The sequence below is a fragment of the Bradyrhizobium sp. 155 genome, assembly GCF_023101105.1.
Classification (GTDB): Bacteria; Pseudomonadota; Alphaproteobacteria; order Rhizobiales; family Xanthobacteraceae; genus Bradyrhizobium; species Bradyrhizobium canariense_D.
Genome location: NZ_CP064704.1, coordinates 694470 through 708302, shown reverse-complemented (window position 1 = coordinate 708302; position 13833 = coordinate 694470). Strand labels below are relative to the sequence as shown.

General features: G+C 59.5%; 12 protein-coding genes. 3 read left to right on the top strand and 9 right to left on the bottom strand.

Going from position 1 to position 13833, the window contains the following annotated elements:
- Window positions 1-56 precede the first annotated feature (56 nt).
- Window positions 57-533, top strand: a complete 477-nt coding sequence (locus IVA93_RS03420) for an Lrp/AsnC family transcriptional regulator (protein ID WP_018453188.1) — start codon at window positions 57-59, stop codon at window positions 531-533.
- Window positions 534-626: 93 nt separating this feature from the next.
- Here IVA93_RS03420 and IVA93_RS03415 read toward each other — a convergent pair whose 3' ends face one another.
- Window positions 627-2003: an aspartate aminotransferase family protein gene (locus IVA93_RS03415; RefSeq protein WP_026232478.1), complete on the bottom strand. Its 1377-nt coding sequence runs from the start codon at window positions 2001-2003 to the stop codon at window positions 627-629.
- 316 nt (window positions 2004-2319) lie between these two features.
- On the opposite strand from IVA93_RS03415, the gene IVA93_RS03410 reads away from it, so the two are divergent.
- A complete protein-coding gene (locus IVA93_RS03410) occupies window positions 2320-3009 on the top strand; it encodes a haloacid dehalogenase type II (RefSeq protein WP_018453186.1) in 690 nt (229 codons plus the stop codon).
- A 238-nt stretch (window positions 3010-3247) separates the two neighbouring features.
- Here the strand turns inward: IVA93_RS03410 and IVA93_RS03405 are convergent, their stop codons facing one another.
- From IVA93_RS03405 to IVA93_RS03395, 3 genes are all read right to left on the bottom strand, one after another.
- The gene (locus tag IVA93_RS03405; RefSeq protein ID WP_018453185.1) at window positions 3248-4705 is read right to left on the bottom strand and encodes an NAD-dependent succinate-semialdehyde dehydrogenase; all 1458 of its coding nucleotides are present in this window, start codon (window positions 4703-4705) and stop codon (window positions 3248-3250) included.
- A gap of 242 nt (window positions 4706-4947) precedes the next feature.
- Window positions 4948-5304 (bottom strand): cupin domain-containing protein, encoded by a 357-nt coding sequence (locus tag IVA93_RS03400; protein ID WP_018453184.1) that lies wholly within the window; start codon window positions 5302-5304, stop codon window positions 4948-4950.
- A gap of 14 nt (window positions 5305-5318) precedes the next feature.
- Window positions 5319-6242 carry a 2-hydroxyacid dehydrogenase gene (locus IVA93_RS03395; RefSeq protein WP_018453183.1) on the bottom strand — a complete coding sequence of 308 codons (924 nt, stop codon included), beginning with the start codon at window positions 6240-6242 and terminating at the stop codon, window positions 5319-5321.
- Window positions 6243-6513: 271 nt separating this feature from the next.
- Here IVA93_RS03395 and IVA93_RS03390 point away from each other — a divergent pair, with 271 nt between their 5' ends.
- Window positions 6514-7392 carry a GNAT family N-acetyltransferase gene (locus tag IVA93_RS03390; protein WP_018453181.1) on the top strand — a complete coding sequence of 293 codons (879 nt, stop codon included), beginning with the start codon at window positions 6514-6516 and terminating at the stop codon, window positions 7390-7392.
- Between the two features lie 239 nt (window positions 7393-7631).
- Here IVA93_RS03390 and gabD read toward each other — a convergent pair whose 3' ends face one another.
- From gabD to IVA93_RS03365, 5 genes are all read right to left on the bottom strand, one after another.
- Entirely contained in the window at window positions 7632-9110 is a 1479-nt protein-coding gene (gene gabD / locus IVA93_RS03385) for an NADP-dependent succinate-semialdehyde dehydrogenase (protein ID WP_018453180.1), read from the bottom strand.
- 62 nt (window positions 9111-9172) lie between these two features.
- Entirely contained in the window at window positions 9173-10099 is a 927-nt protein-coding gene (locus IVA93_RS03380) for an alpha/beta fold hydrolase (RefSeq protein WP_247789702.1), read from the bottom strand.
- Window positions 10100-10103: 4 nt separating this feature from the next.
- On the bottom strand, window positions 10104-12026 hold the full coding sequence (locus IVA93_RS03375) for an acyl CoA:acetate/3-ketoacid CoA transferase (RefSeq protein WP_085361112.1): 1923 nt from the start codon (window positions 12024-12026) through the stop codon (window positions 10104-10106).
- A complete protein-coding gene (gene phaC, locus IVA93_RS03370; protein ID WP_018453177.1) occupies window positions 12026-13147 on the bottom strand; it encodes a class III poly(R)-hydroxyalkanoic acid synthase subunit PhaC in 1122 nt (373 codons plus the stop codon). Before phaC ends, IVA93_RS03375 begins: the two co-directional genes overlap by 1 nt.
- A complete protein-coding gene (locus IVA93_RS03365; RefSeq protein ID WP_039798611.1) occupies window positions 13144-13818 on the bottom strand; it encodes a poly(R)-hydroxyalkanoic acid synthase subunit PhaE in 675 nt (224 codons plus the stop codon). The genes phaC and IVA93_RS03365 overlap by 4 nt, the downstream gene beginning before the upstream one ends.
- Window positions 13819-13833 lie beyond the last annotated feature (15 nt).

The following is a 13833-nucleotide window of genomic DNA, read 5'->3' as shown; positions in this document are numbered from 1 at the left end:
ACGCTGAAGCCTCAAAGCCTTGACGCCGCTATGGCTCCCATCTCATGGCATTGCCTATGAAGCTCGATAAGATCGACATCAGGATTTTATGCGAACTGCAGAAGAACGGGCGGACTTCCAACGTCGAGCTCGCAGAGCTGATAAACCTTTCCCCGAGCCCGTGCCTGATGCGCGTCAAGAGGCTCCAGACGGAGGGCTTCATCACCGGCTATTCCGCCCAGATCGACGTCTCCAAGCTCGGACAAACTCTGACTGTGTTCGCCGAGATCACGCTCAAAAATCATCGCCAGATCGATTTCGCGCGCTTTCTCACGACCATCGAAAAGATAGATTCGGTCGTCGAATGTCATCTGGTTTCGGGCGGATATGACTACCTGGTGAAGTTTATCACAGCGGGAATCAGCGAATATCAAGCGCTGATGGAACGTCTCGTCGAGATGGATATCGGAATCGACAAATACTTCAGTTTTGTCGTGCTGAAGTCCCCGATCGTGAAATCCCATCTGCCTCTCGAAAGCATATTCAATAGCTGAAGAACAATCCTCCACCCCGGGGAGCATGGGCAGATCGCCGGGCCGGCGCTACGGCTCAGGCTTTTTCTGGCCTCGGAATGACAGGCGCAGTGATTATCCTTTCATCGCCGCGCGGACGTCCCTGTCTTCGAGGGTTTGGTCGAGCGTCATGCGAGTTCGTTCGATGATGCCGTCGATGTCCGCATCCGTGCAGCAGAGCGGGGGCGCAAGACCCAGCACGCCCTGGGCAAAGGCGCGGATGACGAGACCGTTGTCCCATGCGCGGTCGAATATGCGGCGCGCGGCGTCAGCTTCCGCCGGCAGGGGCGTCTTGCGCTCCTTGTCCGTGACGAGCTCGATTGCGGCCAGCATGCCGCGACCACGGACATCGCCGACAAGTGGATGATCGGCAAGCGCGCGAAGGCCTTCCATCAGGCGGTGCCCCGCCTTTCGGCCGTTTGCCAACAAGCCATTTTCGTAAAGATCCAGGCACGCGAGCCCGACCGCTGCACTGACGGGATGCGCGGAATAGGTGTAGCCGTGGCCGACGGCCGTCTTGCCGGCTCCGTCCGCAATCGTGTTGTAGACGCGGTCGGACATGAAAACGGCTCCCATCGGCACATAGCCCGACGTCAGACCCTTTGCGGTGGTCATGAAATCCGGCACGACGTCGTCTTCTTCGCAGGCGAAAAATGGGCCGACACGACCAAAGCCAGTGATGACCTCATCGACTACGAACAAAATATCGTTCTCCTTGCAAACGGCGTGCATGGCTTTCAACCAAGATGGCGGTGGCACGAGGACACCCCCTGATCCCTGAATTGGCTCGACGTAAAAAGCCGCAATGCGATCTGCGCCAAGTTCGGCGATCTTGGCTCGCAGGGCCGCGACCGACGCAGCAATGATAGCCTGAGGATGGGAACCGACAGGATTACGATAGGTATAGTGCGACGGAATTTTGTGCTGCCAGCTATAAGGTACCCCAAAGCCCGCATGAAAGGCGGGGATCGCGGTCAAGCCGGACCCTGCCGTCGACGATCCGTGGTAGCCATGCTCGACGGAAATGAACTGATCCTTCTGCGGCGTACCCTTGGCATGATAATAGTACCGAATAAATCGGATTGTGCTGTCGACGGCATCGGAGCCACCTAGCGTGAAGTAAACATGGTTCAGATCGCCAGGCGCCAATTCGGCCAACCTGGCGGCCAGCCGGATGGCCGGATCGGAGCCCAACCCAAAATAGCCCGTCGCGTAAGGCAGCTCGCGCAACTGCTTCGTGGCAGCTTCAACGATGCTCTCTTGTCCGTACCCGACGTTGACACACCACAGACCAGCAAACCCGTCGAGCAATTGATGTCCCGATGCATCGGTCAGGGTCGCGCCCTTCGCTGATCTTAACACCCGCACACCCAAGGCCTCGTGACCGCGATAGGATGAGACCGGGTGAACCAGATGTGCGCGGTCCAGCTCGATCAGCGAATTGCTCAACATTTCGGCCTCCATATCAACCCGAAACGCAAAGTAGGATATCGACGACAGCAGTTCCTCCCAAGCTGCGCCTGAGCCAAAGGAGTTTTGACTTTCGTTTTTGATCGACGCCGCATCTTATACCGCGGCGGCGTCCGCCGCGTGGCGGTGCTGTTCAACTCGAAAGGTTGCTTGGCGCAACTCTCTGCCAAGGCTTCGAGCCGATACGACACAATCTGCTTCCGGCTCCAGCGAAAGCGGCGCTTTATCTTACGCGATGCTCATTATGATGCTTGTCGTACTGGCACGCGGTGCCGAGAGGATTGGAGGATACCACGACATGACCGAGTTCCGACCGAAATATATCACTTTCGATTGCTACGGCACGCTGACGAATTTCGACATGGCCGGTGCGGCAAGGCGAGTCTACGGCTCCCAGCTTTCTGCCACGACGATGGCAAGTTTCATCAAGGATTTCGCCGCCTATCGCCTGGACGAAGTTCTTGGCGCGTGGAAGCCATACTTCGAGGTCGTGCATAATTCGGTAGAGCGCGCGTGCAAGCGCAACGGTGTCGTATTTCGGCCGGAGGATGCCCAGCGCATCAATGAAGAGATCCACACATGGGGTCCACACCCCGACGTCCCGGCGGGTCTGGCCAAAGTTGCCAGGGAGATTCCGCTGGTCATCCTGTCGAATTCCATGAAGAACCTCATCATGTCGAACGTCGAGAAGCTCGGCGCGCCCTTCCACACGGTCATCACGGCCGAGGAAACCGGCGCCTACAAGCCGCACATGAAAGGCTTTGAATACATGCTGGACAAGCTTGGCTGCGGTCCGGAAGATATCACCCACGTCTCATCCTCCTTCCGCTACGACCTGATGACAGCCTACGACCTGGGCATCAAGAGCAAGGTGTGGGTGAACCGCGGTCATGAGCCCGCGAATCCCTTCTATGAATACACTGAGGTCGCTGACATCGGCGGGCTCGCCGCCGCAGTCGGCTTGGAGCCCCTTCGAAGAAGTGCGTGAAGGCGTATCCTTTTCGGGCTCTTTCGCGGCACGTAGACCTTCGAAAATTTCAGTAGAGACTGTTGCGTGATGAATAAAGGGGGCGGTTCAACCGCTCCCTTTTTCTGTGTTCGAACTACTCATCCGACAGAATTGTGTTACTTCGCTGTCGAGGCATCATGGTGTTGTCGCGCGGATGCGGTCCGCCGCAAAATCGGAGAACCCTTCGATTCCTCTCCTGAAACCAGGAATCGCCCCCTTATTCCAATCCGCCGACATGAAGCGTTTTGATCTCAAGATATTCATCTATCCCGAGCTGGGATCCTTCGCGCCCCAGCCCGGACTGCTTTACACCGCCGAACGGCGCGACCTCGGTCGAGATCAGGCCGGTGTTCAGGCCCACCATGCCGAATTCCAGCGCCTCGGCAACGCGCCACGAGCGCTTGAGGTTTTCAGTGTAGAAGTAGGCGGCAAGGCCGAAGGGCGTGCCGTTCGCGATCGCGATCGCTTCGTCCTCCGTCTCGAAGCGGAAAAGCGGCGCGACTGGTCCGAACGTCTCTTCTGAGGCCAAGAGCATGTCAGTCGTTGCCTCACCGAGCACGACGGGGCGCGCATACTGCCGACCTTCCGGCATACGTTCGCTCTGCGAGATGATCTTCGCGCCTTTGTCCAGGGCGTCTGTGACGTGCCGCTTGATCTTTTCTATCGCCGCGCCATTGATCATTGGTCCGATTTCGACACCTTCTTCGGTGCCGGCACCGACCTTCATTTTTGCGACCCGGCTGGCGAGCCTTTTCGCAAAGGCATCGTAAACGCCGGATTGCACCAGAATGCGATTGGAGCAAACGCAGGTCTGTCCGCCATTACGAAACTTCGACGCAATCGCGCCCTCGACGGCCCGGTCAACATCGGCATCATCAAAGACGATGAACGGCGCGTTGCCGCCGAGCTCGAGGCTGAGCTTCTTGATGTTGGCGGCGGCGCCTTTCATCAGCAATGCGCCGACGCGAGTCGACCCGGTAAACGAGATCTTGCGGACAGTTTCATTGTCCATCAGTTCCTGGCCGATTTCCGCGGGCATGCCCGTCACGATATTAATCACGCCCGCCGGGATCCCTGCCCGCTGCGCAAGAACGCCGATCGCGAGCGCCGAAAATGGCGTAAATTCAGATGGCTTGATGACCACGGTGCAGCCCGCAGCAAGCGCAGGTGCCACCTTGCGCGTGATCATGGCGTTAGGAAAGTTCCAGGGGGTGATGATCCCGCAGACGCCTACCGGCTCTTTCAGCACCAGAATGCGGCGATCGGCAGTGGGTGAAGGGATGGTCGATCCGTTGATCCGGCGTGTCTCTTCCGCAAACCATTTTACGAAGGATGCCCCATAGCGGATTTCTCCGAGCGATTCAGCAAGCGGCTTACCCTGTTCCAGAGTCAGCAAGAGCGCCAGATCCTGCTCATGCTGCCGCATCAGCTCATACCAACGCTCCAAAAGTGCCGCGCGTTCTGCATGAGTAGTCTTCTTCCAAGCTTTGAACGCATCAGCCGCAGCGTTGATTGCAGCCGCAGTCTCGTTACGCCCCATATCGGGGATGGTACCAAGGACGTTCTGGCTGGCAGGATCAATGACATTGGCAGTGGCTTTCGCGCTCGCATCTCGCCAATTGCCGCCGATCAGCCCTTGCTGGCGAAACAGATCCTTGTCCTTCAATGCAATCATCTACATGTTCCTTTGCCTTCGGGCCCAACTCCGCCATTCCTGCTTGCCAACCGAGCAGGTCTGCACTACGAGAACGCTCTTGGATTTGCGACTGGCGAGCAAAGCCGGCTCATTTGAGCAATAAAGGCCGCACACCGCATTTTTTCATCGAGAATTGCCTGACGGCGCTGAAGCCGGTCAGGCGCGACTTTGAAAGTCGATTGTTCTGCCAAGCCAGATTTCGACCGCTCTGAGCATTGCGCTCAGTCATAAGCGCTGACGTAGATCTTTCGCACGGTCTCGATCGTGCGCCAGACGCCGACAAAGCCCGGTTTCATCACGAAGCTGTCGCCGCCGCGGTAAGTCCTGGTCTCACCACCCTTTTCCTCAATTTCGATGAGACCCGAGATGATGTGGCAGAACTCGTAAGTGGTGCCTTTGATGGAATGGGTCTCGCCGGGCGTTGCTTCCCAGACGCCGGTCAGCACCTTCTCGGCTTTGGAGGCGTCCTGCGCCCAGGTCTTGAAGGATGGATTGCCCGAAATGAGTCGTTCCGGAGCAGGCAAGGTGTTCTTTGGTGCGAAGTCCGGATTGGTATCGATAGTAATCAGAAGTGACATGGCATTATCCCTGGTTAATAGCCGAGTGTTCGATCGACAAGCCCGATCGGATTTTTTCCCGCGCGGTGGCGCCTGATGTTTTCTACGACGGATTGTGCCGCCGTATGCGGTTGCGTCACGGATGCGATGTGCGGCGTTATCATGACCTTCGGATGTGCCCAGAGCGCATGGCCTTCCGGCAGCGGCTCGGGGTCAGTGACATCGAGCATAGCTGCCGCGAGGCGGCCGCTGTCGAGCGCCTCGATGAGTGCGGCCTGATCGAGCTGCGGGCCGCGGCCGAGATGCAGCAGTCGCGCTCCCATCGGCAAAAGCGAGAAGAGTTTTGCGTTCAGGAGGCCGCGGGTTTGCTCCGTCAGGGGCAGAAGACAGACGAGAATATCCGTTCCTCTCAGGAAACTGCCTAGCCGATCGTCGCCATGAAAGCAGGTGACGCCCTCGACTACCTTTTTGCTGCGGCTCCATGCGGCAAGGGAAAATCCAAAGGGCTTGAGGCGATCGATTGCCGCTTGCGCCAGCATCCCAACGCCCAGGAAACCCACGCGGCGTTCGGTCGCCTGTGGAGTGACAATATCTTGCCACTCGCCCCTTCTCTGCTGCTCCCGATATGCGAGCATCTCGCGATGGAGCGCCAGCACGCCAAGCACGACGTATTCCTGCATCATGCGTATGATGCCATCCTCGACCATACGCACCAGCATCACATGATCGGGTATGATCTCGGGCACGAACTGGTCGACTCCGGCACCGATCGAAAAGAGCACCTCCAAATTGCGATAACGCGAGACGTCGTCCGGCACGTTCCAGGTCAGCAGATACCGCACCTTTTCCGGGTCGATGCTTTTCCTACCCTGGTAGAATTCAAGATCGGGGAGCTCGCGCGCAAATATCTGGCGGAAAATTGCGCCCCGAGCGGCATCGGAATTGAAAAGAAACCCCATCTAGGGACCCTTCGTGTCACGCGGCGAGATGCTCGATGACTTGTTGGCGCGCAGCGAGCTCGCCGGGCATCTACAGCCTAGCGGCAAGCAGAAGCTTTCTCTGCCGAATATCGGTGCGCTATATGCCGAACATTTCGAACACTTGCACCAAAACAGGTGAAACCTGCTGGCTTTCCGTGCAATGCTGCGGCAAACACGTCTGCTGTCGCAACTGGGCAGCTAAAGCACGACAAGCCATAGACGTTGGCATTCCGCGAAGGAATGAACTGAGATGGGACGATCCGTACGCCTGAAGTCCTTCGAATTGGTCGCGCGCGACATTCGAGACGTTGATGTGAAGCTGCTCCACGCGCTCTCGATTGCCGTCGGCTGGCCGCATCGGCCAAAGGACTGGGATTTCCTGCGCCGCGCCGGTCAGGGCATCGTCGCTGTTGACGGCATCGGGCGCGTTTTCGGAAGTGCGATGTGGTTCCCCCACGGACACGAATTCGCCACCATCGGCCTGGTACTCACATCGCCGCGCACCCAAGCACAAGGTACCGGCCGATGGCTGATGGAACAGGTGTTCGAACGGTGCGAGGATCGGAGTCTTGCCCTGAACTCGACCGATGCTGCCTATCATCTTTATCTGTCGCTGGGCTTCACCAAGGAAGCGGTCGTGTATCAGTGGCAGGGAGAGATCGTATCACCCCTTCCACCGACATCAGTTCTGGATGGCGAATTGAGGTCGGCGTCAGCCGAAACTCTCAATGAGATTGCGGCGCTGGATGAGCGCGCATTCGGCACGAGCCGCCGGGAGCTGCTTGCTCTGCTTTCGGAAGGTGCGTCAATCTGTGTACTGCGCCGCGACGGCAAGACCGTCGGCTACTCCATGAAGCGCGAATTCGGGCGTGGTCACGTGATCGGTCCCATTGTCGCCAGCAATGATTATGACGCGATCCATCTCACGGCCGTGCATCTTAAGGATCTCACCGGCCGTTTCGCCCGCGTCGATACCCGGGAGCAAACGGGCCTGTTTGCTGACTATCTTCAGCAGAGCCGCCTCGCGATCAGCGAGACGGTCACAACCATGTCCAAGGGGCGGCGATTCCTCAACCGAAAGGAAAACGAGCCGTGGGTCTACGGATTGGCCGCTCACGCGTTGAGCTGAGCTGTGAAGCGAATTGTTAGTGGCGCCTGTCCCACGAATATAAATGATAACGACCACTTATTCGGCAACTTCGATTCCGGAGTGTCAGAAAAATTTTCGCGGCGAATTTCGATATTCCGAGCAACAAAACTAAACCGCTGAATGTTGCGACTATTCCCTACGTGGCCGCTCCCTCCCCATTCAAGCTACGGCCCGAAACGGTTTCCGCCCATGCGTTGTTCCGCGATGCCGGCAGCCGCTCAAGTGGCCGAACTCTGGATGATACCCATGCAGAGGTATTTGATTTCCAGATAGTCCTCGATGCCGTATTTCGAACCCTCACGGCCGTTGCCGCTCTCCTTGACGCCGCCGAACGGTGCAACCTCGGTCGAGATCAGGCCTTCGTTGATACCGACGATGCCGTACTCGAGCGCTTCGGCAACGCGCCAGACCCGTCCGATATCGCGGCCGTAGAAATAGGCCGCAAGTCCGAACTCGGTATCGTTCGCAAGGCGGATCGCTTCCTCTTCAGTCTTGAAGCGGAATACGGGCGCGACCGGGCCAAAAGTTTCCTCCCGGAAGATCAACATGTCCGGCGTGGCGTCCGCCAATACCGTCGGTTCAAAGAACGTGCGGCCAAGCGCATGGCGCTTCCCACCGATGGCGACGCGCGCTCCCTTGGAAACCGCATCGGAAACATGCTCTTCGACTTTCTCCACGGCGGCGATGTCGATCAGCGGACCAATCGCGACGCCGGGCTCGAACCCGTCACCGATCTTGAACGCACTAACCGCCTCAGCCAGACGCGAGACAAACAAATCGTAGATCTTGTCCTGCGCAAGGAAGCGATTGACGCAAACACAGGTCTGGCCGGCATTGCGGTATTTCGAAGCCATCGCGCCCTTGACCGCGGCATCGATGTCCGCATCGTCGAAGACGATGAACGGCGCGTTGCCGCCGAGCTCCATCGATGTCCGCTTCACCGTCGACGCGCTCTGCGCCATCAGCTTCTTGCCGATTTCGGTCGAACCCGTGAATGTCACCTTGCGTACGATCGGATTGGAGGTCATTTCGCCGCCGATCGCCGACGCCGAACCTGTGATGACGGACAGCACACCTTGAGGGACGCCTGCCCGCTCCGCCAGCAGCGCAAGCGCCAGCGCGGACAGTGGTGTCTGGCTTGCCGGCTTGACGACCATGGTGCAACCCGCCGCCAGGGCCGGGCCCGCCTTGCGCGTGATCATCGCGGCCGGAAAATTCCACGGGGTGATTGCGGCACAAACGCCGATCGGCTGCTTTAGCACGATGATGCGTCGGTCGGCCGTGAACCCCGGGATCGTATCGCCATAGACGCGTTTTGCTTCCTCGCCGAACCACTCGACGAAGCTTGCGGCATAGGCGATCTCGCCCTTGGCTTCAGCAAGCGGCTTGCCCTGCTCCGCCGTCATGATCGCACCGAGATCGTCCTGGTTCGCCATCATCAGATCGAACCAGCGTCGCAGGATCACGGCGCGCTCTTTCGCGGTACGGGCTCGCCACGCCGGTAGCGCAGCGTTGGCGAATTCGATCGCCCGCCGGGTCTCGGCCATCCCCATGTTGGGGACATGTCCGACCACGGCGCCGGTCGAGGGATTATCGACCGTGATGGTGGCGCCGTTATCGGCGGCTACCCACGCACCTGCCACCGGACAGGCATCGCGCAACAGGGTCGGATCTTTGAGCGTGAGTTTCGAAGCCATGATGAAGACAGCCAGGTTGGAATTAACACGTTATAATGCAGTTCGGCATGAAGCATTCAGCGCTAAGTGGAGTCGTGGCCGCTCAGAAACTGCGTCACGACCTCGATCTGTTCGTCAGCGATCAGGGCCGGCGCATGCCCGCAGTCCGCGACGGTGTGAACGCGGACATTGCGATTGCGCCGCATCATGTCCTCGAGGACGCCTTCGGAAAGCAAATCCGATTGCTGCCCGCGTATGACCAGAATGGGGACATCGATCGCATCCCAGTATTTCCAGAGATCGACGCTGTAGTGCCAAGGGTTTCGAAAGGCCTGAGCGATGTTCGCATCGCACAGCGGCTTGAAGCAGCGCCCCTCCACGCTCCAGGCCACGCTATGCGTTGTCAGATGCCGCCAGTGCACATCCTCCAATCGCCCGAAAGGCGCCAGAACCCGCCGGTAGTAGCCTTCGGCCTGTTCGATCGTCTCAAACGATTTGGGCGCCTCGTTGAGATTGGCACCGAGACGAAGCAATCCGGTCCAGGGCAGATAGGGTCCGATGTCGTTGATGACGATGCGACGGATCGGACTGCCCGGAAGGGCAGCCAGCACCATCCCGATCAAGCCGCCCAGCGACGTTCCAACCCAATCGATCTCCGTTGCACCAAGAGCTGCCATCAACACGGTCATGTCGCTGCAATATTGCGGCAAGGCATAGTCGCTGCTGTCGTGCAGCCGTTCGCTTTGTCCGCGGCCCGGCAAGTCCGGGCAGACGACCTGCCGCCCTGCCATTGCGAGAACTGCGGCGAGGTGATCGAAGTCCCGGCCGTTTCTGGTCAAGCCATGGACGCAGAGCACCGGCCGCACCGCGGGCGCGGGCCCCCAATCCGTGAATGCGATACGATGGAAGCTGCGCCGGGTCAGCCCGCGCACCGATCCGGTGCGGTCGGGCGCCCTCTGCCGTCCTTCAGGCCAGTCCGTGGGGCGCAACTCGGTGGATTTCAGCCCCATCGGTCTATTCGACAAACCGGTGGGCGTCGGCCGAGGTTTCGAAGATATGCGGCGCGACGTCGCGGCGGGCCAGCGCGTCGCCGAGCTTCAGGCGCATGAATGCGCTGGTGGTGTAGCGCGAGGCATGATCGTAGCAGGTCCGCTCGACCTCGGCGGCCATTGAAAACCATTTCTCCGTCATGTCGGGAGCGATGTAAGACGAATCGTAGTTGACGACTGCGGAAAACCGGCGTCCGACACGATGGAAGAGTTCGAGGATCGACGCCCGGATTACCTCGACGTCGGCATCTCTATGGACCCGATAGCCGTCAAGTCCGAGAAAAAGCGTGTTGCGATCGGCATCGTACGACAGCCGCTCCGCCAGCGGCCGATTGAGCAGCCGGTCGTCGAGCTGCATCAGGGCCTCGCTGAACAGCGAAACATCCATGGATTTCGGCGCGCGGATGATGGGCCGAAAGCCCATGAGCGCGAGAATGTCGCGCTCCATATCGATACCCGGCGCGATCTCGATCAGTTCGAGACCCTCGGGAGTGAGGCGGAACACGCATCGCTCCGTCACATAGAGAACGGGCTGCCTGTTGGTTGCGGCAAGCTGGCCCGAAAACGTGATCTGATCCACCTTGTCGATGAATTTCGAGGACTTGCCTTCGCTGAGGATCTTGAGCTGACCATCCACGACCGACGTCTTGAGCCCACCGGTGGTGAAGGTGCCTGCGAAGATCAGCCGGCGCGCATTCTGGGATATGTTGATGAAGCCGCCGGCGCCGGCCAGACGGCCATTGAACAGGCTGACGTTGACGTCGCCGCGGCCATTGACCTGAGCCATGCCGAGACAGGCCAGATCGAGCCCGCCGCCGTCGTAGAAATCGAACATCTGGTTCTGGTCGATGATCGATTCTGCATTGATCGAAGCACCGAAATCGAGACCGCCTTGCGGAATACCGCCGATGATGCCGGGCTCGGCAGTCAGCGTCACAAAGTCGAACAGCTTTTCTTCGGCGGCAACCGAGGCGACTCCCTCCGGCATGCCGATGCCGAGATTGACCACGCCGCCCATCGGCAATTCCAGGGCGCAGCGGCGCGCAATGATCTTGCGGTTATCCAGCGCCATCGGAACATTGCGATCGGCCGGCGCGCGCAATTCGCCCGAAAATGCTCCGTTGTAACCCGTGGCATAGGTCTGGACATGGTTTTCGGGCTGCGCAACGACGACGCAGTCGATCAAGACGCTCGGAATTTTGACGTGACGCGGATTGAGCGAGCCGGAGGCGGCGATGCGCTCCACCTGCGCGATGACGAATCCCTTGCAGTTCTTGGCGGCCGTTGCCAGCGCCAGATTGTCGAGGGTCAACGCCTCTTTTTCCATCGAGATGTTGCCGTTGTGGTCGGCGGTGGTACCTCTGATGATCGCAACGTTGATGGGAAATGCCTTGTAGAACAGCCATTGTTCGCCGTCGATTTCGATCATCCGCACCAGCTCTTCGGTGGTGCGCGCATTCAGCTTTCCGCCACCATTGGCCGGATCGACGAAGGTGCCGAGCCCGACCTTGGAGAGAAGCCCGGCCTTGCGCCCCGCAATTTCACGAAACAGATGCGATACGCATCCGAGCGGCAAGTTATAGGCCTCGACGTGATTGTCGACCGCCATCCGGGCGAGCTTCGGAACCAGGCCGAAATGTCCGCCGACCAGGCGTTTGATCAGGCCGGGATGCGCCAGGCGGTTGAGGCCGCGATCGGCGCCGTCTCCCGGCGCCGCCGCGAACACCAGCGAAAGGTCCCGCGGCTCTCCGGTCTGCACGAAACGCCGCTCCAGCGCCTTGATGATTTCATCGGGCGTTCCCACGCCGACGAAGCCGGACGAGGCGACGGTGTCACCGGAACGGATGATGGCAACCGCCTCGGCGGCGTCGACGATCTTGTTGCGCATCAGGCTTCACTTCCGGGATTGGCGTCGCGGGCGACCAGCCAGTCGGCAATGCTCTGGCTCAGCTTGCCCTGCGATTTGCTGGAGACGAACAGGCCGACATGGCCGCCGGGCAGCGGAATTTCGGTGTAATCCGTGCTGCCTATCTTCGCTCCGAGCGCGCGCGAGCAGTCCGGCGGAATGATATGGTCATCCAACGCAAAAACATTCAGCACGGGAGCCGTGATAGACTTCAGATCGACCCGACGGCCGGACAGTTCAAAGCTGCCATCGACCAGGCGGTTCTCCTGGTAGAGATCCTTCAGCCACTGCTTCGCCGCTCCGCCAGGATGATGCGGACGGTCCGCGAGCCACTTTTCCATGCGGAGGAAATTCATGAACTTGGCCTCGTCATCGACGACGTCGATGAGATCGACATTGTATTTCGTCAGTGAGCGCATCGGCGTCATCATCGAGAACACCGAGCTCATGAACTCGCCCGGCAGCACGCCGTAAGTATCGACCAGCTTGTCGATGTCATCAGGATCGAGGCTGCGGGTCCAAAGGTTGAGGAAGCCGTGGTGCGCGGCCTTGTCCTTGACATCGGCATGGAAGTCGATTGGGGTAATGGTGATGACGAGATTTTTGACCTTTTCCGGATGCAGAGCGGTGTAGCACGTCGTAAAGACGCCGCCTTCGCAGATGCCGAGCAGCGTGATCTTGTCATGGCCGGTTTCCTGCGCGATGCGGTCGACTGCGGCATCGATGTAGTCATCGACGTAATCATCAATTTTCAGCCATCGCTCGGTTCGGCCCGGCTGGCCCCAGTCGATCAGCCAGAGATCGAGCCCTTTTGAGAGAAGGCTGCGCACCAGCGAGCGGTCAGGCTGTAAATCAGCCATGGTATACCGCCCGATCAGGCCGTAGGCCAAAAGGACGGGCGTCTTCGCCGTCGCTTCCGCCATCGGCTCATAATGGAACAGCTCGACCTTGTCGCGGCGCATCATGAGATGCTTCGGTGTCGTGCCGATGGCGACGTCTTCATCCCGCGTATTGGCGATCAACTGTGTCGCCTTGAACATCTTCTCGGCGTTGGCCGCCATGTCCCGGGCGAAGCGCGAGGTTTGGTTCTCCTGATCGCTCATCGTGCGGCTTCGCTCTTCTGGTCGCGGATCTGGCGGGCGAGCGTACGGACTTCTCGGCGGAGTTCGGTCAATTGCTGCGTCACGTCGTCGAAATCCTTGCGGGTCGGCAGCCCCAACATGGCTGACGCGGCCTCAGCGACATCATCCTGCCGGCTCCGTAACTTCAATCCCGCCTGCAGCAGTTCCTTCTGAGCTTGCAAGAAGCCGTCGGTGCGCTGATTCCGGATCAGTTCCTCGTTGGAGATTTCGCTCCATTTGGCGAACGCCTCGCGCCACTCCGGATGCGGGGAGCCATCGCTACCGGTGGCGGACATCGTCTCGTAAAACCGCTTCGACGCTTCAGGCCATGGAGCGGCAGCAACCGCATTGTAGCTCGCAAGCCGCTGGCGCATCTCGATCCAGGCCCCAAAGGCCAACGCCATTTTCCGGTCGATGTCCCAGACGTCGGCCAGCCGCGGCCCCTGCGCCATCCGCTCGATCGCTGCCGACAGTTCGTTGCCGTCGCCAAAACCACCCGGCTTTTCCGACAGACGCGCCAGCATGAACGGTGCCATCGACCCCGACCACGCCTCGACCATGCGGTTCGAGGATTCGGCCATCGTCTGCCACAGCTTCGCCCATTCGAGGCCGGGATCGGAATCAGCGGAAGCCGATTTGTCGTTCTCGCTCATGCTGCTCACTCTTTG

What these genes read in the sequence shown, in the direction of transcription:
- IVA93_RS03420 (WP_018453188.1), top strand. Translation starts at nt 57, where the DNA reads ATGAAGCTCGATAAGATCGACATCAGGATTTTATGCGAACTGCAGAAG.
- IVA93_RS03415 (WP_026232478.1), bottom strand. Translation starts at nt 2,003, where the DNA reads ATGTTGAGCAATTCGCTGATCGAGCTGGACCGCGCACATCTGGTTCAC.
- IVA93_RS03410 (WP_018453186.1), top strand. Translation starts at nt 2,320, where the DNA reads ATGACCGAGTTCCGACCGAAATATATCACTTTCGATTGCTACGGCACG.
- IVA93_RS03405 (WP_018453185.1), bottom strand. Translation starts at nt 4,705, where the DNA reads ATGATTGCATTGAAGGACAAGGATCTGTTTCGCCAGCAAGGGCTGATC.
- IVA93_RS03400 (WP_018453184.1), bottom strand. Translation starts at nt 5,304, where the DNA reads ATGTCACTTCTGATTACTATCGATACCAATCCGGACTTCGCACCAAAG.
- IVA93_RS03395 (WP_018453183.1), bottom strand. Translation starts at nt 6,242, where the DNA reads ATGGGGTTTCTTTTCAATTCCGATGCCGCTCGGGGCGCAATTTTCCGC.
- IVA93_RS03390 (WP_018453181.1), top strand. Translation starts at nt 6,514, where the DNA reads ATGGGACGATCCGTACGCCTGAAGTCCTTCGAATTGGTCGCGCGCGAC.
- gabD (WP_018453180.1), bottom strand. Translation starts at nt 9,110, where the DNA reads ATGGCTTCGAAACTCACGCTCAAAGATCCGACCCTGTTGCGCGATGCC.
- IVA93_RS03380 (WP_247789702.1), bottom strand. Translation starts at nt 10,099, where the DNA reads ATGGGGCTGAAATCCACCGAGTTGCGCCCCACGGACTGGCCTGAAGGA.
- IVA93_RS03375 (WP_085361112.1), bottom strand. Translation starts at nt 12,026, where the DNA reads ATGCGCAACAAGATCGTCGACGCCGCCGAGGCGGTTGCCATCATCCGT.
- phaC (WP_018453177.1), bottom strand. Translation starts at nt 13,147, where the DNA reads ATGAGCGATCAGGAGAACCAAACCTCGCGCTTCGCCCGGGACATGGCG.
- IVA93_RS03365 (WP_039798611.1), bottom strand. Translation starts at nt 13,818, where the DNA reads ATGAGCGAGAACGACAAATCGGCTTCCGCTGATTCCGATCCCGGCCTC.